Origin of the sequence: Pantoea allii (genome assembly GCF_046529425.1) — a bacterium.
GTDB classification, from domain to species: Bacteria; Pseudomonadota; Gammaproteobacteria; order Enterobacterales; family Enterobacteriaceae; genus Pantoea; species Pantoea allii.
Genome location: NZ_CP125958.1, coordinates 432061 through 449971 on the forward strand (window position 1 = coordinate 432061; position 17911 = coordinate 449971).

At 54.0% G+C, this 17911-nt stretch carries 18 protein-coding genes; 9 read left to right on the plus strand and 9 right to left on the minus strand.

What is annotated here, in order from left to right:
* Positions 1-67 precede the first annotated feature (67 nt).
* Both nirD and nirB read right to left on the minus strand, forming a co-directional pair.
* Positions 68-409 carry a nitrite reductase small subunit NirD gene (gene nirD / locus QNH99_RS01970; protein ID WP_063877499.1) on the minus strand — a complete coding sequence of 114 codons (342 nt, stop codon included), beginning with the start codon at positions 407-409 and terminating at the stop codon, positions 68-70.
* A complete protein-coding gene (gene nirB, locus QNH99_RS01975; protein WP_410517243.1) occupies positions 406-2946 on the minus strand; it encodes a nitrite reductase large subunit NirB in 2541 nt (846 codons plus the stop codon). Before nirB ends, nirD begins: the two co-directional genes overlap by 4 nt.
* Before the next feature lie 208 nt (positions 2947-3154).
* Here nirB and QNH99_RS01980 point away from each other — a divergent pair, with 208 nt between their 5' ends.
* Positions 3155-4438 carry a cytosine deaminase gene (locus tag QNH99_RS01980; RefSeq protein ID WP_410517244.1) on the plus strand — a complete coding sequence of 428 codons (1284 nt, stop codon included), beginning with the start codon at positions 3155-3157 and terminating at the stop codon, positions 4436-4438.
* Between the two features lie 36 nt (positions 4439-4474).
* On the opposite strand, the gene tsgA is transcribed toward QNH99_RS01980, so the two are convergent.
* Positions 4475-5653: an MFS transporter TsgA gene (tsgA, locus tag QNH99_RS01985; RefSeq protein WP_063877496.1), complete on the minus strand. Its 1179-nt coding sequence runs from the start codon at positions 5651-5653 to the stop codon at positions 4475-4477.
* 260 nt (positions 5654-5913) lie between these two features.
* Here tsgA and ppiA point away from each other — a divergent pair, with 260 nt between their 5' ends.
* The 5 genes from ppiA to QNH99_RS02010 all read left to right on the plus strand — a co-directional run bounded on the left by ppiA (position 5914) and on the right by QNH99_RS02010 (position 9379).
* Positions 5914-6486 carry a peptidylprolyl isomerase A gene (gene ppiA, locus QNH99_RS01990; protein ID WP_063877495.1) on the plus strand — a complete coding sequence of 191 codons (573 nt, stop codon included), beginning with the start codon at positions 5914-5916 and terminating at the stop codon, positions 6484-6486.
* Between the two features lie 78 nt (positions 6487-6564).
* On the plus strand, positions 6565-6735 hold the full coding sequence (locus tag QNH99_RS01995) for a YhfG family protein (protein WP_074180980.1): 171 nt from the start codon (positions 6565-6567) through the stop codon (positions 6733-6735).
* Positions 6725-7324: a putative adenosine monophosphate-protein transferase Fic gene (locus tag QNH99_RS02000; protein WP_410517245.1), complete on the plus strand. Its 600-nt coding sequence runs from the start codon at positions 6725-6727 to the stop codon at positions 7322-7324. The genes QNH99_RS01995 and QNH99_RS02000 overlap by 11 nt, the downstream gene beginning before the upstream one ends.
* A gap of 170 nt (positions 7325-7494) precedes the next feature.
* Entirely contained in the window at positions 7495-8070 is a 576-nt protein-coding gene (locus QNH99_RS02005) for an aminodeoxychorismate synthase component II (RefSeq protein WP_172897044.1), read from the plus strand.
* Positions 8071-8158: 88 nt separating this feature from the next.
* Entirely contained in the window at positions 8159-9379 is a 1221-nt protein-coding gene (locus tag QNH99_RS02010) for a bifunctional acetylornithine/succinyldiaminopimelate transaminase (RefSeq protein ID WP_063877492.1), read from the plus strand.
* A 1-nt stretch (position 9380) separates the two neighbouring features.
* Here the strand turns inward: QNH99_RS02010 and QNH99_RS02015 are convergent, their stop codons facing one another.
* Together QNH99_RS02015 and crp are read right to left on the minus strand one after the other, a co-directional pair.
* Complete coding sequence (locus tag QNH99_RS02015; protein ID WP_063877491.1) at positions 9381-11456, minus strand: YccS/YhfK family putative transporter; 2076 nt, start codon at positions 11454-11456, stop codon at positions 9381-9383.
* A 58-nt stretch (positions 11457-11514) separates the two neighbouring features.
* A complete protein-coding gene (crp, locus tag QNH99_RS02020; protein ID WP_000242758.1) occupies positions 11515-12147 on the minus strand; it encodes a cAMP-activated global transcriptional regulator CRP in 633 nt (210 codons plus the stop codon).
* 305 nt (positions 12148-12452) lie between these two features.
* On the opposite strand from crp, the gene QNH99_RS02025 reads away from it, so the two are divergent.
* Positions 12453-12857, plus strand: coding sequence for an OsmC family protein (locus tag QNH99_RS02025; RefSeq protein WP_063877490.1), 405 nt, complete (start codon positions 12453-12455; stop codon positions 12855-12857).
* Positions 12858-12886: 29 nt separating this feature from the next.
* On the opposite strand, the gene QNH99_RS02030 is transcribed toward QNH99_RS02025, so the two are convergent.
* The 3 genes from QNH99_RS02030 to QNH99_RS02040 all read right to left on the minus strand — a co-directional run bounded on the left by QNH99_RS02030 (position 12887) and on the right by QNH99_RS02040 (position 15057).
* Positions 12887-13756, minus strand: coding sequence for a phosphoribulokinase (locus tag QNH99_RS02030; RefSeq protein ID WP_063877489.1), 870 nt, complete (start codon positions 13754-13756; stop codon positions 12887-12889).
* A gap of 61 nt (positions 13757-13817) precedes the next feature.
* The gene (locus QNH99_RS02035; protein ID WP_063877488.1) at positions 13818-14036 is read right to left on the minus strand and encodes a YheU family protein; all 219 of its coding nucleotides are present in this window, start codon (positions 14034-14036) and stop codon (positions 13818-13820) included.
* A gap of 4 nt (positions 14037-14040) precedes the next feature.
* Positions 14041-15057, minus strand: a complete 1017-nt coding sequence (locus QNH99_RS02040) for a hydrolase (RefSeq protein WP_063877487.1) — start codon at positions 15055-15057, stop codon at positions 14041-14043.
* Between the two features lie 54 nt (positions 15058-15111).
* On the opposite strand from QNH99_RS02040, the gene QNH99_RS02045 reads away from it, so the two are divergent.
* Positions 15112-15714 (plus strand): LysE family translocator, encoded by a 603-nt coding sequence (locus QNH99_RS02045; RefSeq protein ID WP_063877486.1) that lies wholly within the window; start codon positions 15112-15114, stop codon positions 15712-15714.
* 2 nt (positions 15715-15716) lie between these two features.
* Here QNH99_RS02045 and QNH99_RS02050 read toward each other — a convergent pair whose 3' ends face one another.
* Positions 15717-16697 carry a LacI family DNA-binding transcriptional regulator gene (locus QNH99_RS02050; RefSeq protein ID WP_096011076.1) on the minus strand — a complete coding sequence of 327 codons (981 nt, stop codon included), beginning with the start codon at positions 16695-16697 and terminating at the stop codon, positions 15717-15719.
* Positions 16698-16932: 235 nt separating this feature from the next.
* Here QNH99_RS02050 and tauA point away from each other — a divergent pair, with 235 nt between their 5' ends.
* Positions 16933-17910 (plus strand): taurine ABC transporter substrate-binding protein, encoded by a 978-nt coding sequence (tauA, locus tag QNH99_RS02055; protein WP_256853260.1) that lies wholly within the window; start codon positions 16933-16935, stop codon positions 17908-17910.
* The last annotated feature ends 1 nt before the right edge of the window (position 17911 follow it).

A 17911-nucleotide genomic window follows, 5' to 3' on the forward strand; every position in this document is an offset into this window, starting at 1 on the left:
AAGCCCGTATTCACGGGCTGGCTTGAGAGGGATAAACGATGATAATCGTTTTGGGGAACAGGTGGCGCTAAATCCGCGCGGGCAGTGCCTTAACCTCAACCTGGCCTGCATTGACGCGGACCGGATACACCGGCACAGAGCGTGATGCATCCTCCATGCAGTATCCATCACGCAGGCGGAAACGCTGTTTTTTCAACGGGCTGGCGACCCACAGTTCGCCCTGATGTTCACCGATAATCCCGCGAGACAGAACGCTGGCGTCTGCAAAAGGGTCAAGGTTACTGAGAGCAAATACGCGATCGTCAGCGCTGGGGCGGAAGACGGCAATCTGATGACCACTGACCCAGGCACAGACGCCGGTGGCAGGCAGGATCTGCGCTAACGGGCAGACGCGGGTCCATTCACTCATAGTGTGTTCTCCTCGATTAGCGTGACGGCGATACGCTCATCCGGGCGCGCCGGACGATGCTGAAGGCGTTCGGCAACGACCTGAACGTTGGGATCGCGCTGAGGTGTATTGATGAAATGGGCAAAACGCACCAGGCCTTGCGGGTCCTGCAGCGCCGTTTGCCACTCACATTCGGCGCTGGCGCGCAGAATGCTCAGATCCTGTTCGAGCTGCGGGTTAAGCCCTAAGCTGTCATCAACGATGACGCTGCGCAGGTAGTCGATACCACCTTCAAGGCTCTCCAGCCACAGTGAGGTCCGCTGTAACCGATCGGCGGTGCGGATATAAAACATCATAAAGCGGTCCAGATAAGCAATCAGCGTCGCGTCATCAAGGTCTGCCGCCAGCAGATCGCCATGACGGGGTTTCATGCCGCCATTACCGCACACATACAGGTTCCAGCCTTTTTCCGTCGCGATAATCCCAACATCTTTGCCCTGGGCTTCGGCGCATTCACGGGTGCAACCCGACACGCCGAACTTCATTTTATGCGGCGTGCGAATGCCTTTATAGCGGTTCTCCAGCATGATGCCGAAGCCAAGGCTGTCACCCACGCCATAGCGACACCAGCTGCTGCCTACACAGGTTTTTGCCATACGGAGCGCTTTGGCATAGGCCTGACCGGTTTCAAATCCGGCGGCGATTAACTGCGACCAGATGGCGGGTAAATCATCTTTTTGCGCACCAAACAGGCCAATACGCTGGGAGCCGGTGATTTTGGTGTAGAGATGATACTGCTGTGCGATGTCGCCAATGACCTTAAGTCCCTGTGGCGTTATCTCCCCGCCCGGTGAACGTGGAATGACAGAATAGGTGCCATCTTTCTGGATATTGCCCAGGAAGTTGTCGTTGCTGTCCTGCAGAGAGGCGTGCTCGGGTTTCAGAATGTACTCGTTCCAGCAGGACGCCAACAGCGAGCCAACAGTTGGTTTACAAATTTCACAGCCATAGCCATGGCCGTGCTTCGTCAGTAGCGCATCAAAGGTTTTAATCCCTTCTACCTTAATCAGGTGATACAACGCCTGACGAGAGTAGGGGAAGTGCTCACATATATGATTACTCACTTCAATGCCCTGATGACTCAGCTCACTGTTCAGGACCTGAGTGATCAGGGGAATACAGCCGCCACAACCGGAGCCGGCTCGGGTTTTGGCCTTGAGCGCGGCGACAGTGTGGCAACCGCCTTTCACGGCGTTAACGATATCGCCTTTACTGACATCAAAGCAGGAGCAGATTTGCGCACTGGCAGGCAGGGCATCCACCCCAATCGACGGTTTTTCACCGCTGCCTGCGGGTAAGATCAGCGTTTCCGGGTTGGCCGGAAGCGGAATGGCATTCAGCACCAACTGCAGCAGATTACCGTAATCGGCGGTATCGCCCACTAACACCGCGCCCAGCAGAGTTTTGTGGTCCTGACTCACAATCAGTCGTTTGTAGATGGATTTCGCCTCGTCCAGCCAGACAACGCTGCGGGCACCCGGCGTGCTGGCGCGGGTGTCACCGATACCGGCCACGTCAACGCCCAGCAGTTTCAGTTTGGCACTCATATCGGCACCGGCAAACGCATTAGTGCGCCCCAACAGTACATCGCTGGCCACCTGCGCCATTTTATAACCTGGCGCCACCAGTCCATAGGCACGATTTTGCCAGGCGGCGCACTCACCGATGGCGTAGATAGCCGGATCGCTGGTCTGGCACTGGTCGTTGATGGCGATACCGCCGCGCGTACCCAGCGTCAGACCGCACTGTTTGGCCAGCTTATCCTGTGGGCGGATACCAGTGGAGAACACGATAAAGTCGACATCGAGATGGCTGCCATCAGCGAACAGCAATGTCTTGCCGCCGTTATCATGATGCACAATCTGCTGGGTATTTTTGCCGGTGTGAACCTGCACGCCCATCTGCTCGATCTTATGACGTAACAGCTCACCGCCCTGTTGGTCTACTTGCTCAGCCATTAACACGGGGGCGAATTCAATCACGTGGGTTTCGACGCCCAGATTTTTCAGCGCGCCTGCCGCTTCAAGGCCAAGCAGGCCACCACCGATTACCGCACCGCGCTGGCTACGACGCGAACAGGCTTCAATGGCATTCAGATCTTCAATCGTACGGTAGACAAAGCAATCACTGCCCTCTGCGCCCGCAACAGGCGGAATCCACGGGACGGAACCGGTCGCAAAGACCAGCGTGTCATAATGCACGGCGCGCCCGGTGCTGGAGTGAACCCGCTTTTCATCACGGTTAATGGTCATGGCACGCTCGCCCAGCAGCAGATTGACCTGATGTTTTTCGTAGTAGCCCTCCCGGACAAGGGAAAGTTCTTCAGCGGTATGGTGAGCGAAGTAAGCGGAGAGGTGAACGCGATCGTAGGCGACACGGGGTTCTTCACAAAAAACCGTTAAGGAAAACTGACCAGGCGCGGCTTTATCCATGAGTTCTTCGATGAAGCGGTGGCCGACCATGCCGTTACCGATAATGACGACACTGTGATTGCTCATTTTTGCCTCAAATTTGCGATATCTGCGGCTACAATAGCGCGGCTTGTCTGGCGCTTATTGATGTACATCAATCGTAATGCGATATACCTCTTCAGGGTGAGTGTCACGATTCAGCGTCCTGCGCGTTCAGTTCACAAAGTCATCTGGAGCAGGGCAGCGCTAACGTGTTAGCTTTAATCAGTAGCGCTTAACTCATCAGGAGCCAGGTATGACAACCGCACCACTTCGCTGGATCAATAATCTGCGTTTGCCCACGCGTGACGGCCTGTGGCAGATAGAAATTGATGAAGGAAAAATCGCCCGTATTTCGGCACAGCCTCAGCAGATAGCCGCCGACGGCGCAGCGCTGGATGCGGAAGGCGGCCTGGCCCTCGCGCCCTTTATTGAACCCCATATTCACCTGGATACGACGCAAACTGCGGGAGAGCCTGCCTGGAATCAGTCTGGTACGCTGTTTGAGGGCATTGAACGCTGGGCAGAGCGCAAAGCCTTGCTGAGTCATGAAGATGTCAAACGGCGGGCGATGCAGACGCTGAAGTGGCAAATAGCCAACGGCATACAGTGTGTTCGCACCCATGTCGATGTGTCCGATCCTACCTTAACGGCACTCAAGGCGATGCTGGAACTTAAGGCCGAGATGGCACCCTGGATTACTCTTCAAATTGTGGCGTTTCCACAGGAAGGCATCCTGTCTTATCCCAATGGCGAAGCATTGCTTGAAGAGGCGCTTCGACTCGGTGCCGATGTCGTTGGGGCCATTCCCCATTTTGAGTTCACCCGGGAATACGGCGTGGAGTCCCTGCATAAAACCTTTGCATTGGCTAACCGTTACGACAGGCTGGTGGATGTGCACTGTGACGAAATTGACGATGAGCAGTCGCGCTTCGTCGAAACCGTGGCTGCGCTGGCACACCGCGACGGCATGGGCGCGCGGGTGACCGCGAGCCATACGACGGCGATGCACTCCTATAACGGGGCTTACACATCGCGTCTGTTTCGGCTACTGAAGCTCTCCGGCATTAACTTTGTCGCCAATCCGCTGGTCAATATTCATTTACAGGGCCGCTTCGACAGTTATCCCAAACGCCGTGGCATTACCCGCGTCAAAGAGCTGCTGGAGGCGGACATCAACGTCTGCTTTGGTCACGACGATGTGTTCGATCCCTGGTATCCGCTGGGCACGGGAAATATGCTCCAGGTGCTACATATGGGATTACACGTGTGTCAGTTGATGGGCTATGAACAAATCAATGCCGGGCTCGATATGATCACTCACAACAGTGCCAGAACGATGAATCTTTCAGGATATGGCATTCAGCGCGGTCATGATGCCAGCTTGATTATTCTGCCAGCGGAGAATGGTTTCGACGCGGTGAGAAGGCAAGTGCCGGTGCGTTATTCGCTTCGTCGCGGAAACGTTATCGCCGCGACACAGCCTGCCAACAGCGCCATCTGTTTAGAACAGTGGGAAGACGTGACCTTTAAACGCTAAAACACGTGGGCGGCGTGGTAACGCCGCCCGACGGGATTAATGCGTGTTGTGACCGTGGGTGCGGTGTTTAGTCACCAGACCTAACAGTACGCACATAATAAACACGACCGCGTACAGGCCATTTGCGGTTAACAGCGCGCTGTGAACGCCGCTGTTTTTCACAATTGGTGACGTGACAATAAAGGTCAGCATGGTGCCGACCGTGCCGCAGGTCAGGATAAAGTTAACCAGCTTGGGTGAGGCGACTTTGGTTTGCAGCGAGCCCAGGGTAATAATCGTGGTGTAAATCGCACTAGAGCTAAAGCCCAGCGTTAAGATGATCCACCTCAGCATGCCCGCGTCGTGACTGCTCACGAACCAGTACATCAACACCGTCGCCAGGCCAGCCAGAACCATCAGAATACGTTGCAGATCGAAGAAGCGCAGCAGGAAGCTGAACGCCCACATGCCCACCATATAGGCAGTCCAGAAACTTCCCACCAGTTGGCCGGCATCGTCGATGTTCATGCCCATGACCTTCGTCGCGTACTCTGGCACCCAGGAAATAAAGCCTAACTGACCCAGGATGTAGCATAGCGCTGCAATAGCCAGCAGCAGTACGCCAACGCCCCATTTTTCTTTCTCGACGGTCGGGCTGTTCTCTGGCTTACGCAGCACGGGAAACTCAACAAACAGCGTCATGATGAAAATGCCGACGTAAATCACACCAATGCAGACGTAAACCCAGTACCACGGCAGATGGCGCGCCAGCAGAATACCGGCAAGCACAGGGAAAATGGTGCCTGCCATGCTGAAGAACGAATCCGTGAACAGCAGGCGTGAACCGCGCTGACGGCCTTCATACATGTGGGTAATCAGGAACGTCCCAATCGACATGGTAATGCCGCTGACCACGCCAAGTACGAACATGCACAGTGAAAATACCGACAGATCACGGCTGGTCATTAAGCCGATAACGGCTAATACCATGAGTACAAAGCCAAAAATCAGTTGCCGTTTGAGCGGTACAATCACCATCAACCAGGCATTAAGGAAAACCGCAGCCAGAATGCCGCTGTTCAGGAAGGTGAAGGTGTTACCCATACTGTCGATAGGAATCTGGAAATCTTTCGCAATATCGCCCATTACCATGCCGGTGACAATCACCAGTGCGCCGGTAAGCGCGTACGAGAGAAAGCTAATCCAGGTAAGGCCGATACGATTACGATTTGTCATGTTCTGAACCTGTTGAGAAGCCGGAGGGCCTGAAGCGTCAGAAATTGTAAACGTAACCGTGATCTTAATAAACTAACAGTGAAAACAGATGTCATTCATTTCATCAATACTGTGATTTTAGTCACGAAGCGGAAGCAACTTTATTCCAGCTATAGTGCGCATTGTTAGCGTAAATATAGGTAAAACGCTGGCTCTTGTATTACATGCTCTTTACAATCAATATCGTTTTTGAGCTAGCTCTCCAAAGTAAGGAATTACTCATGTTTAAACGTACTTTGACAGCGGCAGTTGCCCTGTTAGCGCTCTCTTCTGTTTCCGTCTCAGCTTTAGCGGCTAAAGGTGATACGCATGTCCTGCTTAACACCTCTGCCGGCAATATCGAACTCGAACTGAATAATCAAAAAGCGCCGGTTTCCGTTAAAAACTTCGTGGACTATGTGAACAACGGCTTTTACAACAACACGATTTTTCATCGCGTGATTCCTGGCTTTATGATCCAGGGTGGTGGCTTCACCAGTGAAATGCAGCAAAAGCAGACCAACGCGCCGATCAAAAACGAAGCGGATAACGGCTTACGCAATCTGCGTGGCACTATCTCTATGGCGCGTACCGCCGATAAAGACAGCGCAACCAGCCAGTTCTTCCTGAACGTTACTGACAACGCTTTCCTGGATCATGGTCAACGCGATTTCGGTTATGCCGTGTTTGGTAAGATTGTAAAAGGCCAGGACGTCGTGGACAAAATCTCTCAGGTGCCGACCAAAGACGTGGGCCCCTATCAGAATGTCCCCATCAAGCCCGTGGTCATTCTGTCGGCTAAAGTTTTACCCTAATTCGGTGTAATGCCATCTCGTCTCCGGCAAAGGGGAAATTTGCTCTTATACTTAGGGCAAACCTGAGCAGGAGGCGGTATGGCAAACACACTCACAGATAAACAAAAAGCAGTGCTCTGGCAACAGCGGCGACATGCCAGCTATCGGGCAAGTTGCCGACTCGAAGGCTTTACCCTGACAGAACCTGAAATCAAGGGTGAAGATGCAGAAGAGCGCCTGGCCTCACTGAGGAGGCAATATGGCTGCTAATACTGCCGTTACTCAGGACCCCTACCTGTGGCAAAACGACACTGTGTTGAAAAACCGTCTCGGTATTCACGATGCGGCACAGCTGCGTAAAGCCGAGTTAAGCTTCAGTGCCGCACGACTCGCCACGCTTGAACTGGGCCCGCGCAACGCCGGATTACCCTATCTTTGCCATATCCACCGTACGTTGTTTCAGGACGTTTACAGCTGGGCTGGCGAACTGCGTACGCTCGACATCTGGCGCGACGAAACCCCTTTCTGCCATTTCGAGTACATCGAAAAAGAGGGGAATGCGTTGCTGGCAGCACTGGAAGACGAAAAGGGCCTGGCCGATCTCCCTCTGGCTGATTTCGCGAAGCGGATTGCCTGGTACTACTGTGAAATCAATATGTTGCATCCCTTCCGCGAAGGTAACGGCAGGGCGCAGCGTGTTTTCTTCGAGCAGTTGGCTCTGCATGCCGGCTACCTGCTGGCATGGGACAGTCTGAGCGCGGAAGCATGGGTTGCGGCAAATCAGGCCGGGGCGTCCGGTGATGTGCAACTGCTTGAAAAGGCTTTCGCCAGCATCGTCAGTGAAGTCAAAGCTGTCTGAACCGTTGCAGCACAAGGGAGACGCCAGCAGTGTGCCTCCCTGTGCGACATGGGCTTTCCTGCTTCCCCGCATCACACTCACCCTGAACAGCATGGTAAGATGCCGCTCTGGACATCACTCTGGATGCCGAGCGATGCGCGCATCCTCCCGGTCTGCCTGAAACCATAACCATGCTGCTGCTTATTGATAACTACGACTCATTTACCTGGAACCTCTACCAGTATTTTTGCCAACTGGGAGCTAACGTACGGGTAGTGAGAAATGATGCCATCACTCTTGATGAGATGTGCGCCCTGCCGCTGAGCCATTTGGTGATCTCGCCCGGCCCCTGTACGCCCGATCAGAGCGGTATTTCGTTGCAGGCCATTCGCCACTTCGCCGGTCGTCTTCCGGTGTTAGGTGTTTGCCTGGGTCATCAGGCCATCGCTCAGGTTTTCGGTGCGCAGATCGTGCGTGCCCGCAACGTGATGCATGGTAAAACCTCGGCGATACAGCACAATGGTGGTGGTGTGTTCCGTGGCCTTAATCAGCCGTTGACCGTGACGCGCTACCACTCTCTTATCGTTAAAGCGGATACGCTGCCTGATGAATTTGATGTCACGGCCTGGAGCGTGCGCGATGGTCAGCCGGATGAGATTATGGGGATTCGCCATAAAACCCTGGCGCTGGAAGGCGTGCAGTTTCACCCCGAGAGCATCCTCAGTGAGCAGGGGCACCTGCTGTTAGCTAATTTCCTGAATCAATGAAGTTGTGTTTGCCTTTAAGTGATTTTTTATGCATATTTCATGATTATTATTTCATCTTGACTCAACGAACCAGTTAACGAGGTTGTCAATGGCAGCGGAAAATATGGCGGTAACGCGGGAGACGTTCGATCAGGTTATTTTGCCTGTTTATGCACCTGCACAGTTTGTACCGGTAAAAGGCAAAGGGAGCCGAGTCTGGGATCAGCAGGGCAAAGAGTATATCGACTTCTCTGGCGGGATTGCCGTCACCGCACTGGGCCATTGTCACCCGGCGCTGGTTGAAACCCTGAAGAAACAGGGTGAAACCTTGTGGCATACCAGCAATGTGTTCACCAATGAACCTGCGCTGCGGCTGGCCAGTAAACTCATCAACGCGACCTTTGCGGAGCGCGTCTTTTTTGCTAATTCCGGTGCGGAAGCCAATGAAGCCGCCTTTAAGCTGGCTCGTTATTATGCCTGCAAACGCCACAGCCCGTTTAAAAGTAAAATTATTGCCTTTCATAATGCCTTCCACGGCCGGACGCTGTTCACCGTAACGGTGGGTGGACAGCCAAAGTATTCCGATGGTTTTGGTCCGAAACCCGCCGATATCGTTCACGTGCCTTTCAACGACCTGGATGCGGTAAAAGCCGTCATTGACGATCATACCTGCGCGATTGTGGTGGAGCCGATTCAGGGCGAGGGCGGTGTGATGCCGGCCACGCCAGCGTTTCTGCAGGGCTTACGTGAACTGTGCGACAAACACCAGGCGCTGCTGGTACTGGATGAAGTACAAAGCGGCATGGGACGTAGCGGTAAATTGTTTGCCTATGAGCACTATGGCGTGACGCCAGACATTCTGACCTCGGCGAAGGCGCTGGGCGGTGGTTTTCCGGTCAGTGCGATGCTGACCACGAATGAGGTGGCCTCAACCATGGCACCTGGCGTTCATGGCACCACCTATGGCGGAAACCCGCTGGCCTGTGCGATTGCAGAAACCGCGCTGGATATCATCAATACACCAGAGGTGTTGAATGGCGTGGAAATCCGTCGTCAGCAGTTTGTGGAGGCCCTTAAGGCGATTGATGCGCGTCACGATCTGTTCAGCGATATCCGGGGTAAAGGTCTACTGATTGGTGCAGCCCTGAAACCGCAACATGCGGGCAAGGCGCGCGATATCCTGAATGCGTCAGCCGCAGAAGGCGTGATGGTGCTGGTGGCCGGGACTGATGTGATGCGCTTTGCGCCATCGCTGATTATCGAGCCTGCCGATATAGAAGAGGGCATGACGCGCTTTGCCAACGCGGTAGAGAAGGTGCTGTCGGCCTGAGTTATTTCCGGCGCAGACTGCGCATCAGCCAGCGGCCATGATGAGGCCGCTGGTTCCAGGCCAAAGATGAGATCGTGTGCATCACTTTCAGATGATCAAGAATGCGCCGGACGTGCTGCTCCAGCACCGTGACGGGCCCCTCGTTAATATCTTCAACGCCCTGCAGCAGATCCGTCTGCGAACTTTCCCCATCATATTCCAGTCGTTGCTGGCAACGTTGCAGTGCAATCTCGCACCATTGCAGATAGTGCTCGGCCAGCGTGGGTGGCAGCATGGTGTGTTCGCGCGCCAGAATTGTCATGGCATTGATGTGTTCAACAATAAACTGGCAGTGCGTGACCCATAAGCGCATATCCTGCAGGTAGCGTGAGTTAAATCCCGGCTCCTGCATCGCCTGATTCAGGGAATTAAACACCGCGTTATGGGCCTGGTTGACCTTAATCCGCTGGTAAGCCAGCTTATCTGGAGACTGCTCCGGGCCGAGTAACATCCGCAGTGCGTCCTGACAGGCCTCCAGTGCATCATGCGCATTCTGACGCAACAGCGCGCTCTGCCACTGCGGCCACAGCCATAACATGCCACCAAAGGCGATCAGGCAACCCATCAGCGTATCCAGCAGGCGGGGCAATAAAAACTGTGCCCCGTTAAGGGAGAGCAGTTGCAGCGTATAAACGGCCGTGACCGTAAATCCTACCATCGACCAGCCGTAAAACTGTCGGGTAAAGCGATAGCTGATAAAGGTAATGGCCAGCATGATGCTCAACACCAGCGGCTCTGGCACATCCAGGCGCAGCGAGGCTGCCGCAATGACCAACCCGGCAAAGGTGCCCAGGGCCCGGTGCTGGATACGAACCCGGGTTGCACTGTAGTTGCTCTGGCTGACAAACATGATTGTCATCAAAATCCAGTAGGGCTTTGGAATGGAGAAAAACACCGCCAGGGCGCTGCCCAGCATCAGCATGACGGCAAAACGACCGGCGGTGCGCAGCGCGGAAGAACGCAACGACAGATAGCTTCGCAGCGCGGGCAGCAGCGGCAAACGACGCTGGCGATCGGCCATCAGGTCACGTTGATAAAGCGGCTTTTGGGTACGAAGTACCCGGGCGATGCGGCTGAAATGATAGAGGCAGAAGTTACCCACCGGATTGTCCGGATGCTGGCGGGCGATTTTTTCCAGCGCACCCAGCTGTTTGTCCATATCAAAACGGCTGGAGAGTTGGTGATACAGAATATCGTCGGCCAGCTCGCGCAGTCGGGCTGAAATCGTCCTGGCATTCCAGCGGATAACGGCTTCCGCATGGCTTTGTTCCACCAGCTTCTGGACTTCTTCCGGCTGATGCAGGCTGACGGAGATATGTTCCTGTAAATCCAGCGCCACCTGAAATGCCCGGGTCAGACGTTTATGGCTGTGATCGCGGCTTGCGGACAACATATGCATCTGTTGGTAGCAGGTGTTAATCAGGTCGACCGCTTTTTGCTGACGCACCAGCAGGGGCGGCAGGGCTTTTTCAGGATCGGTAAGCTGCGTCAGCAAGCTGTACTTTGCGTCACAGTAATTTGCCAGCTCACGGTAGATTAAACTCAGGCTTTCGCGCATCGGCTGCTCTTTCCACAGCCAGAACCAAAACCAGTTGAATAATCCGTACCAGAGCGTACCGCCGATATAGAGCAGCGGAGGCACGTAAATGGGCATACGGCCAATCAGGCTGATGGTAAAAATCGCGGCAATCAGCGTACCGGGCAGCAGTCGGGCGTGCAGCGGGCTGATTTCACCTGTGACGCCAAGGAGTAACGGCATCGCAAACAGAATCAACGGCAGAGGGACGTCTTTGAGCAGTAGCCACTGCATCAGCAAACTGCCAAAGGCAAACAGGCTGCCGCCAATAATCAGGCGCTTAAAGAAACGTTTGTGCGGTGTATCCAGGCCAGCAATATTGCAGCAGGCGGGAACTAATGAGAACAGCAACCCTTTTTGCAGATCGCCAAACAGCCAGCCGAGCGCGACCGGAAGGCACAACACCAGAGTCTGGCGCAGCGCATAGTTAACTTCGGGGTGATAAATTATTCTTCGCCACATGGGCTCAACACAAGATATTCACGGCATAATGTTGCCATCACGCCGTGAATAATAAGGCTTAGCGGGTGCCGTAAACAACGATGGTTTTGCCGTGTGCGGAGATCAGATTCTGATCTTCCAGCATCTTCAAGATACGGCCCACGGTTTCACGTGAACAACCAACGATTTGGCCAATTTCCTGACGAGTAATTTTAATTTGCATGCCGTCAGGATGCGTCATGGCGTCAGGCTGTTTAGCCAGGTTAAGCAACGTCTGTGCAATGCGTCCGGTGACATCCAGGAACGCGAGATTTCCCACTTTTTCTGACGTCACCTGAAGACGGCGCGCCATCTGTGAAGAAAGACGCATCAGAATATCCGGGTTAACCTGGATGAGCTGACGGAATTTCTTGTAGGAAATTTCTGCTACTTCGCACGCCGTTTTCGCACGTACCCAGGCGCTGCGTTCCTGACCTTCTTCAAACAGGCCAAGCTCACCAATAAAATCGCCTTGATTCAGGTAAGAAAGAATCATCTCCTTGCCTTCTTCATCCTTAATCAGTACCGCGACGGAACCTTTCACGATGTAGTAAAGCGTTTCGGCTTTTTCACCTTGATGAATCAGCGTACTTTTGGATGGATACTTGTGAATATGGCAATGGGACAGGAACCATTCAAGTGTAGGGTCTGTTTGCGGTTTGCCGAGAACCATTCGCTATTATCCTCTATTGTAATCGTGCCCAAAATACAGGGCTCTGTTTCCCTGCCAGGCGATGAAAGCGTTAAGCGTGTTTCCATTCAGGAAATTATTCGGGCTGCATTCGGCGCAGAGCGCATAATTCTTCCCGGCTTCATCTTCGGATGACGAAAAAATATTTTCAGCACTGTTTGTAGCACAGCTTTCGCCGACTGTCTTGTGTTGTCTCGCTTCAGCAATGAGGCTGATTTCTCTGGATTGCTGTTTACCAGGCAAAAGCGTACTCTGGCGCAAAAACAGGGTATTCTGGGGGCGAAATTATGCAGGCAAGAGTCAAATGGGTTGAAGGGTTAACATTCCTCGGCGAATCATCATCCGGCCATCAGGTCTTAATGGATGGTAATTCCGGTGATAAAGCGCCCAGTCCTATGGAAATGGTGCTGATGGCGGCCGGTGGTTGCAGCGCAATCGATGTGGTTTCAATTTTGCAAAAAGGCCGCAACGATGTGGCTGATTGCGAAGTAAAACTCGAATCAGAGCGTCGGGAAGAAGCCCCTCGCATCTTTACCCGTATCAACCTGCATTTTATCGTGAGTGGAAAAGCACTTTCAGATAAAGCCGTGGCGCGTGCGGTCGACCTGTCGGCGGAAAAATATTGCTCGGTTGCCATTATGTTAGGCAAAGGGGTCGCGATCACCCACAGCTACGAGGTTATCGAGCTGTGATCTCTCAGAGGCCCGCGCGGCCTCTGATTTTATTCAATGCGTTTGCCTTCCATGAGCCGTTTCACCAACGGCGCCATAATCAACTCCATCGCCAGCCCCATTTTTCCGCCCGGTACCACCAGCGTATTGATATTGGAAATGAACGATCCCTGCAGCATGGCCAGCAGATAAGGGAAATCAATATCTTCCAGACACTGAAAGTGAATGACGACAAAACTCTCATCCAGCGAAGGAATGGTGCGGGCCGCAAACGGGTTGGAGGTATCCACGGTAGGGACGCGCTGAAAGTTGATATGGGTGCGTGAGAATTGTGGCGTTATGAAGTTGATGTAATCTTCCATTGAGCGCACAACCGAATCCATGACGGCCTCACGGGAATGGCCGCGTTCACCGGTATCGCGGACCAGCTTCTGAATCCACTCCAGGTTGACAATCGGCACCACGCCGACCAGTAAATCCACCTTTTCAGCGACGTTATGCTGAGCCGTCATCACCCCGCCGTGCAGTCCTTCATAAAAAAGCACGTCCGTATCCGGGGGCAGCGGCTGCCACGGCGTAAAGGTGCCCGGCACCTGATTCCAGGGCACGGCTTCGTCGTAGGTGTGCAGGTATTTCCGTGACTGGCCTTTGCCGTGCTCACCGTATTCAATAAAGGTTTGTTCCAGCAGGCCAAAGTCATTCGCTTCCGGGCCAAAATAGCTGATGTGGCGACCCAGATCGCGTGCTTTACGAATCGCCATATCCATTTCTGGCCGGGTAAAACGGTGAAAGCTGTCACCTTCCAGCTCGGCAGCGTGCAAATTGAGTTGCTGAAAAATTTTACGGAATGCCAGGCTGGTGGTGGTGGTTCCCGCGCCACTGGAACCCGTTACCGCAATGATCGGATGGCGTGCAGACATAGTAAAACTCCCTGTGAAGTCGGGCGATGAGCATTGTTAGCACGATTTTTCATTCTGTGCATCAGCCGCGAAACTCGCTTTTGCGCATGATGTTTACCGATTCGTGAAGCTCAGACCAGACCAGTACCACCTCACCCTGCTGCAGCTGACGTCGCACATCGGCGACTTTTTCCGTCAGGCTGAGCTCCTGTTCACCGTAGTCGGTGCCTTCGCGCAGGACAAAGGCTTCAATTAAATTTTCGAGGGTTTCGGGGGAAACCTGTTGCCAGGGAATCATCACAGGGTTAGCTATCCAGATAAGGGGAAATCCACTGTGGCACGCGCTGTTCCAGCCACAACTGAGGCTGGCGCAAGGTGCCACCAACAAAGCCAACATGACCGCCATGGCGCGTCAGCTGATAGGTAATAGTGGCAGATAATTGGTCATTCTGCGGGATCACCTCATCACTCATAAACGGGTCGTCTTTCGCATGGATGATCAGCAACGGTTTTGCCACCGAGCGAAGCAGCGGCATGGCGCTGGCGCGGCGATAATAATCCGTGGCATCGGCAAAGCCATGTGCGCGGGCGGTGATCGCGTCGTCAAAGTCTCGCAGGCGGCGCAGCGCGCTGAGCTGTTTAAGATCAATCGGTAGAGTGTCAGGCCATGCGTGCAGTTTGCGCTGAGCATTCTTTTTAAGCTGGCTCAGCAGGTAACGCTGATAAACCTGGGAAAATCCACGTTCCAGTCGGGCGCTGCAGGGCTCAAGCAACAGCGGCGCAGAAACAATAACGCCGGCATCAATGACGGCATCATTGCCCTGTTGCCCCAGCAGGCAACCCAGCATGTTCCCGCCCAGCGAAAACCCCACCGCGGCGGTCGGAACGCGGCCCCAGCGCGTCGTCAGCCAGTTCAGAAAAAAGCGTGCATCCTCGGTTTCTCCTGAGTGATAAATCCGGTTCAGACGATTCGGCTCGCCGCTGCAGCCGCGAAAGTGCATCACTACGGCCAGCCAGCCACGTTGTTTGCAGACCTGCATCAGGCCGTGGATATAGGGACTGTGGAAACTGCCTTCCAGACCATGAAACAACACCACGCGCGGTTTATGCTGTGCAAACTGCGGATCTTCACTCCAGGCCAGGTCGACAAAATCACCATCGGGTAAATCAAGCCGTTGCCAGTGAGGCGTGACTCTTATCGTGCGGCGGATGAGGCGCGGCAGCAGGGTTTGTAGATGAGGATTCGCCAGGCCGCGCACAGGGATAAACGCCGCGCCATCCGGGCCCGAAAATTTCATGTTGTAAAGGCTTGTCTGTTCCATATCACACTGTTAGCTTCGATAAGTTTTTACATAATGGAGGGAGAACCCGGTTAAATGGAACTCAGTCTTTTTTTATCACTGTTAGGGTTTCTCTGGGTCGCGGCGATTACACCCGGACCTAATAATATGTTACTCACCGCCTCAGGTGCCAACTTTGGTTTCATTCGCACCATTCCGTTGATGGTTGGCATCATGATTGGTATGCAGCTGATGCTCCTCATGGTGGCGTTTGGCGTAGGGGGATTGATTCTGCTCTATCCCTCATTGCACCTGATTCTGAAAGTGGCCGGTAGCCTCTATTTGTTGTGGCTGGCATGGAAAATCGCCACCGCGGCCTATGAAAAGCTCGAGACCGATGCGGTGCCGGTCGCGCCCATGCCTTTCTGGCAGGGAGGATTGTTGCAGCTGATCAATCCCAAAGCCTGGTTAATGGCCCTGGGGGCGATAGCGAGCTTTAGCCTGGCCGGTGCCGGTTATCATCACTCTGTACTGTTAATCAGCGGGGGGATGTTTATGGTCAATCTGGTGGCGGGCATTATCTGGATGGGCTTTGGCGCCATGATCGGCCGCATTTTACGCAGTCCGCGCGCGTGGAAAATATTTAACCTCAGCATGGGACTGTTAACGGCGGCGTGCGTACTGCTGATCTGGCACTGATCCTAACTGGACGCACGCTCCAGGCGTTTCCAGGGTAACACTTCCCTGACAACCGGCGCGTGCGGCTGGCGAATTTTCTTCAGGAGCAACTGTACGCTGCGGGCACCCAACTGATACATCGGTTGCTCTATGGTGGTCAACGGCGGATTCAGGCTACTGGTAAACGGGATACCGTCAAAACCGACCACGGCGAGATCGTCCGGTACGCGCAAGCCAGCTTCCAGCGCCGCATGGACCACGCCAACTGCCAGCACATCGGAAACGGCAAAGACGGCGTCCGGTCGTTCTGGCAGGCGTAACATCTCCTGTAACGCCCGGCTGCCTTCCTCACAGGAAATGCCTTCGGTATACACCACCTCTGCCCAGCCCAAATCCGACTGTTCGATGGCCTGGCGATAGCCCTGCTCACGATACTGGGAATACAGATAACGCAGGTCGCCATTCACCAGCGCGATGCGCTTGCGGCCCCTGGCGGCAAGGTAATGTATGGTGTCACGGGCGGCTTCAAGATGATCAATGGAGACCGAGGAGGCCGCAATCTGTGGATCAAACTCACAGCACTGAATCCAGGGCGAATCGCCGATGATATCAATAAGGCTTTGCAGGCCGGCCGCCGCGTCCATCGTAATGACGCCATCAACCACTTTGCCTGTTAACAGCGTCAGGTAAGCGGCCTCACGTTTAAACTGTGAGGCAGAATTACACAGCAGGATGTGGTAACCGTGCATTTCTGCTTCCGCTTCAATGCCTTGCACCACCCGGGCGCAAAAGGGATTGGTGATATCTGAAATCAGTACCAGCAACATATGGCTTTGCGAGGTACGCAGTTGACGGGCTAACAGGTTGGGTTGATAGCCGCTTGTGGAAATGGCATCCAGCACTTTCTGACGCGTATCCGCCTTCACACCTGGGTGAGCGTTAAGCACGCGGGATACCGTGGCCTTAGACACGCCAGCTAACAGGGCAACTTTGTCGATCGACATCGAACTCGCAGGCCTCACCAGGGAGTAAATAATAGCGCATATCAATAGCACAACCTGCATGTGAGCGCCTGACAAATTTATGGCTTTTTGTCTGAATTTTAATTTGCATATAACGGCAATCTATTGCAGATGATGATCTAAGAATTTCTTTCTATTAGGGATAACTTTTAATTCCTTTGTGAAATTAATCTCGCCAGCAACACTCCCCACATCATAAAAGTGATGGGAAAAAATCATGTTGAAAGGGCGATTAACGATTCTGGCTTCTGTGCTGTCACTGCTGGCCTTCCAGGCCTGCGCGGTCAACGTGACGGTGGCTTACCAAACCTCGGCGGAACCGGCCAAAGTGGCGCAGGCAGATAACACCTTTGCCAAAGAGAGCGGTGCGACGGTTGCGTGGCGCAAATTCGACAGCGGCGCGGGCGTACTGCGGGCACTGGCCTCGGGTGATGTCCAGATCGGCAATATTGGGTCCAGTCCGTTAGCCGTGGCGGCGACGCAACAGCTGCCTGTCGAAGCTTTCTTACTGGCTTCACAGTTGGGGAATTCAGAGGCGCTGGTGGTCAAAAAAAACCTCGCCAGTCCTCAGGACCTGATAGGTAAACGCATCGCCGTCCCGTTCATTTCCACCACGCACTACAGCTTGCTCTCCGCCTTAAAACACTGGGGCATCAAGCCTTCCCAGGTTCAACTGGTGAATCTACAACCGCCCGCCATTGTGGCAGCCTGGCAACGCGGCGACATTGACGGTGCGTACGTTTGGGCGCCCGCAGTGAATGCGCTGGAAAAGGACGGCCACGTCTTAACGGACTCTTCACAGGTTGGCCGCTGGGGATCGCCCACGCTGGATGTCTGGGTCGTGCGCAAAGACTTCGCTCAGCAGCATCCTGATATCGTTACCGCCTTTGCCCGCAGTGCCCTTGAGGCGCAGAAAGCCTATCTCGACAATCCTGAGCAGTGGCTTAAACAGCCCGACAATCTGCGCAAACTCGCGCGTTTAAGCGGCGTGCCAGAACAGCAGGTTCCGGCGCTGGTTAAGGGCAATACCTACCTCACCGCCGCGCAACAGGTTACGCAGTTGGAACAGCCTGTTAATCAAGCCATTGTGGATACGGCGCAGTTTTTGAAAGCGCAGGGCAAAGTGCCGCAGGCGGGCAATGATTACAGCAGTTATGTGACCAGCCGTTTTGTTGCGCCCCTGGTTAAACCCTGAG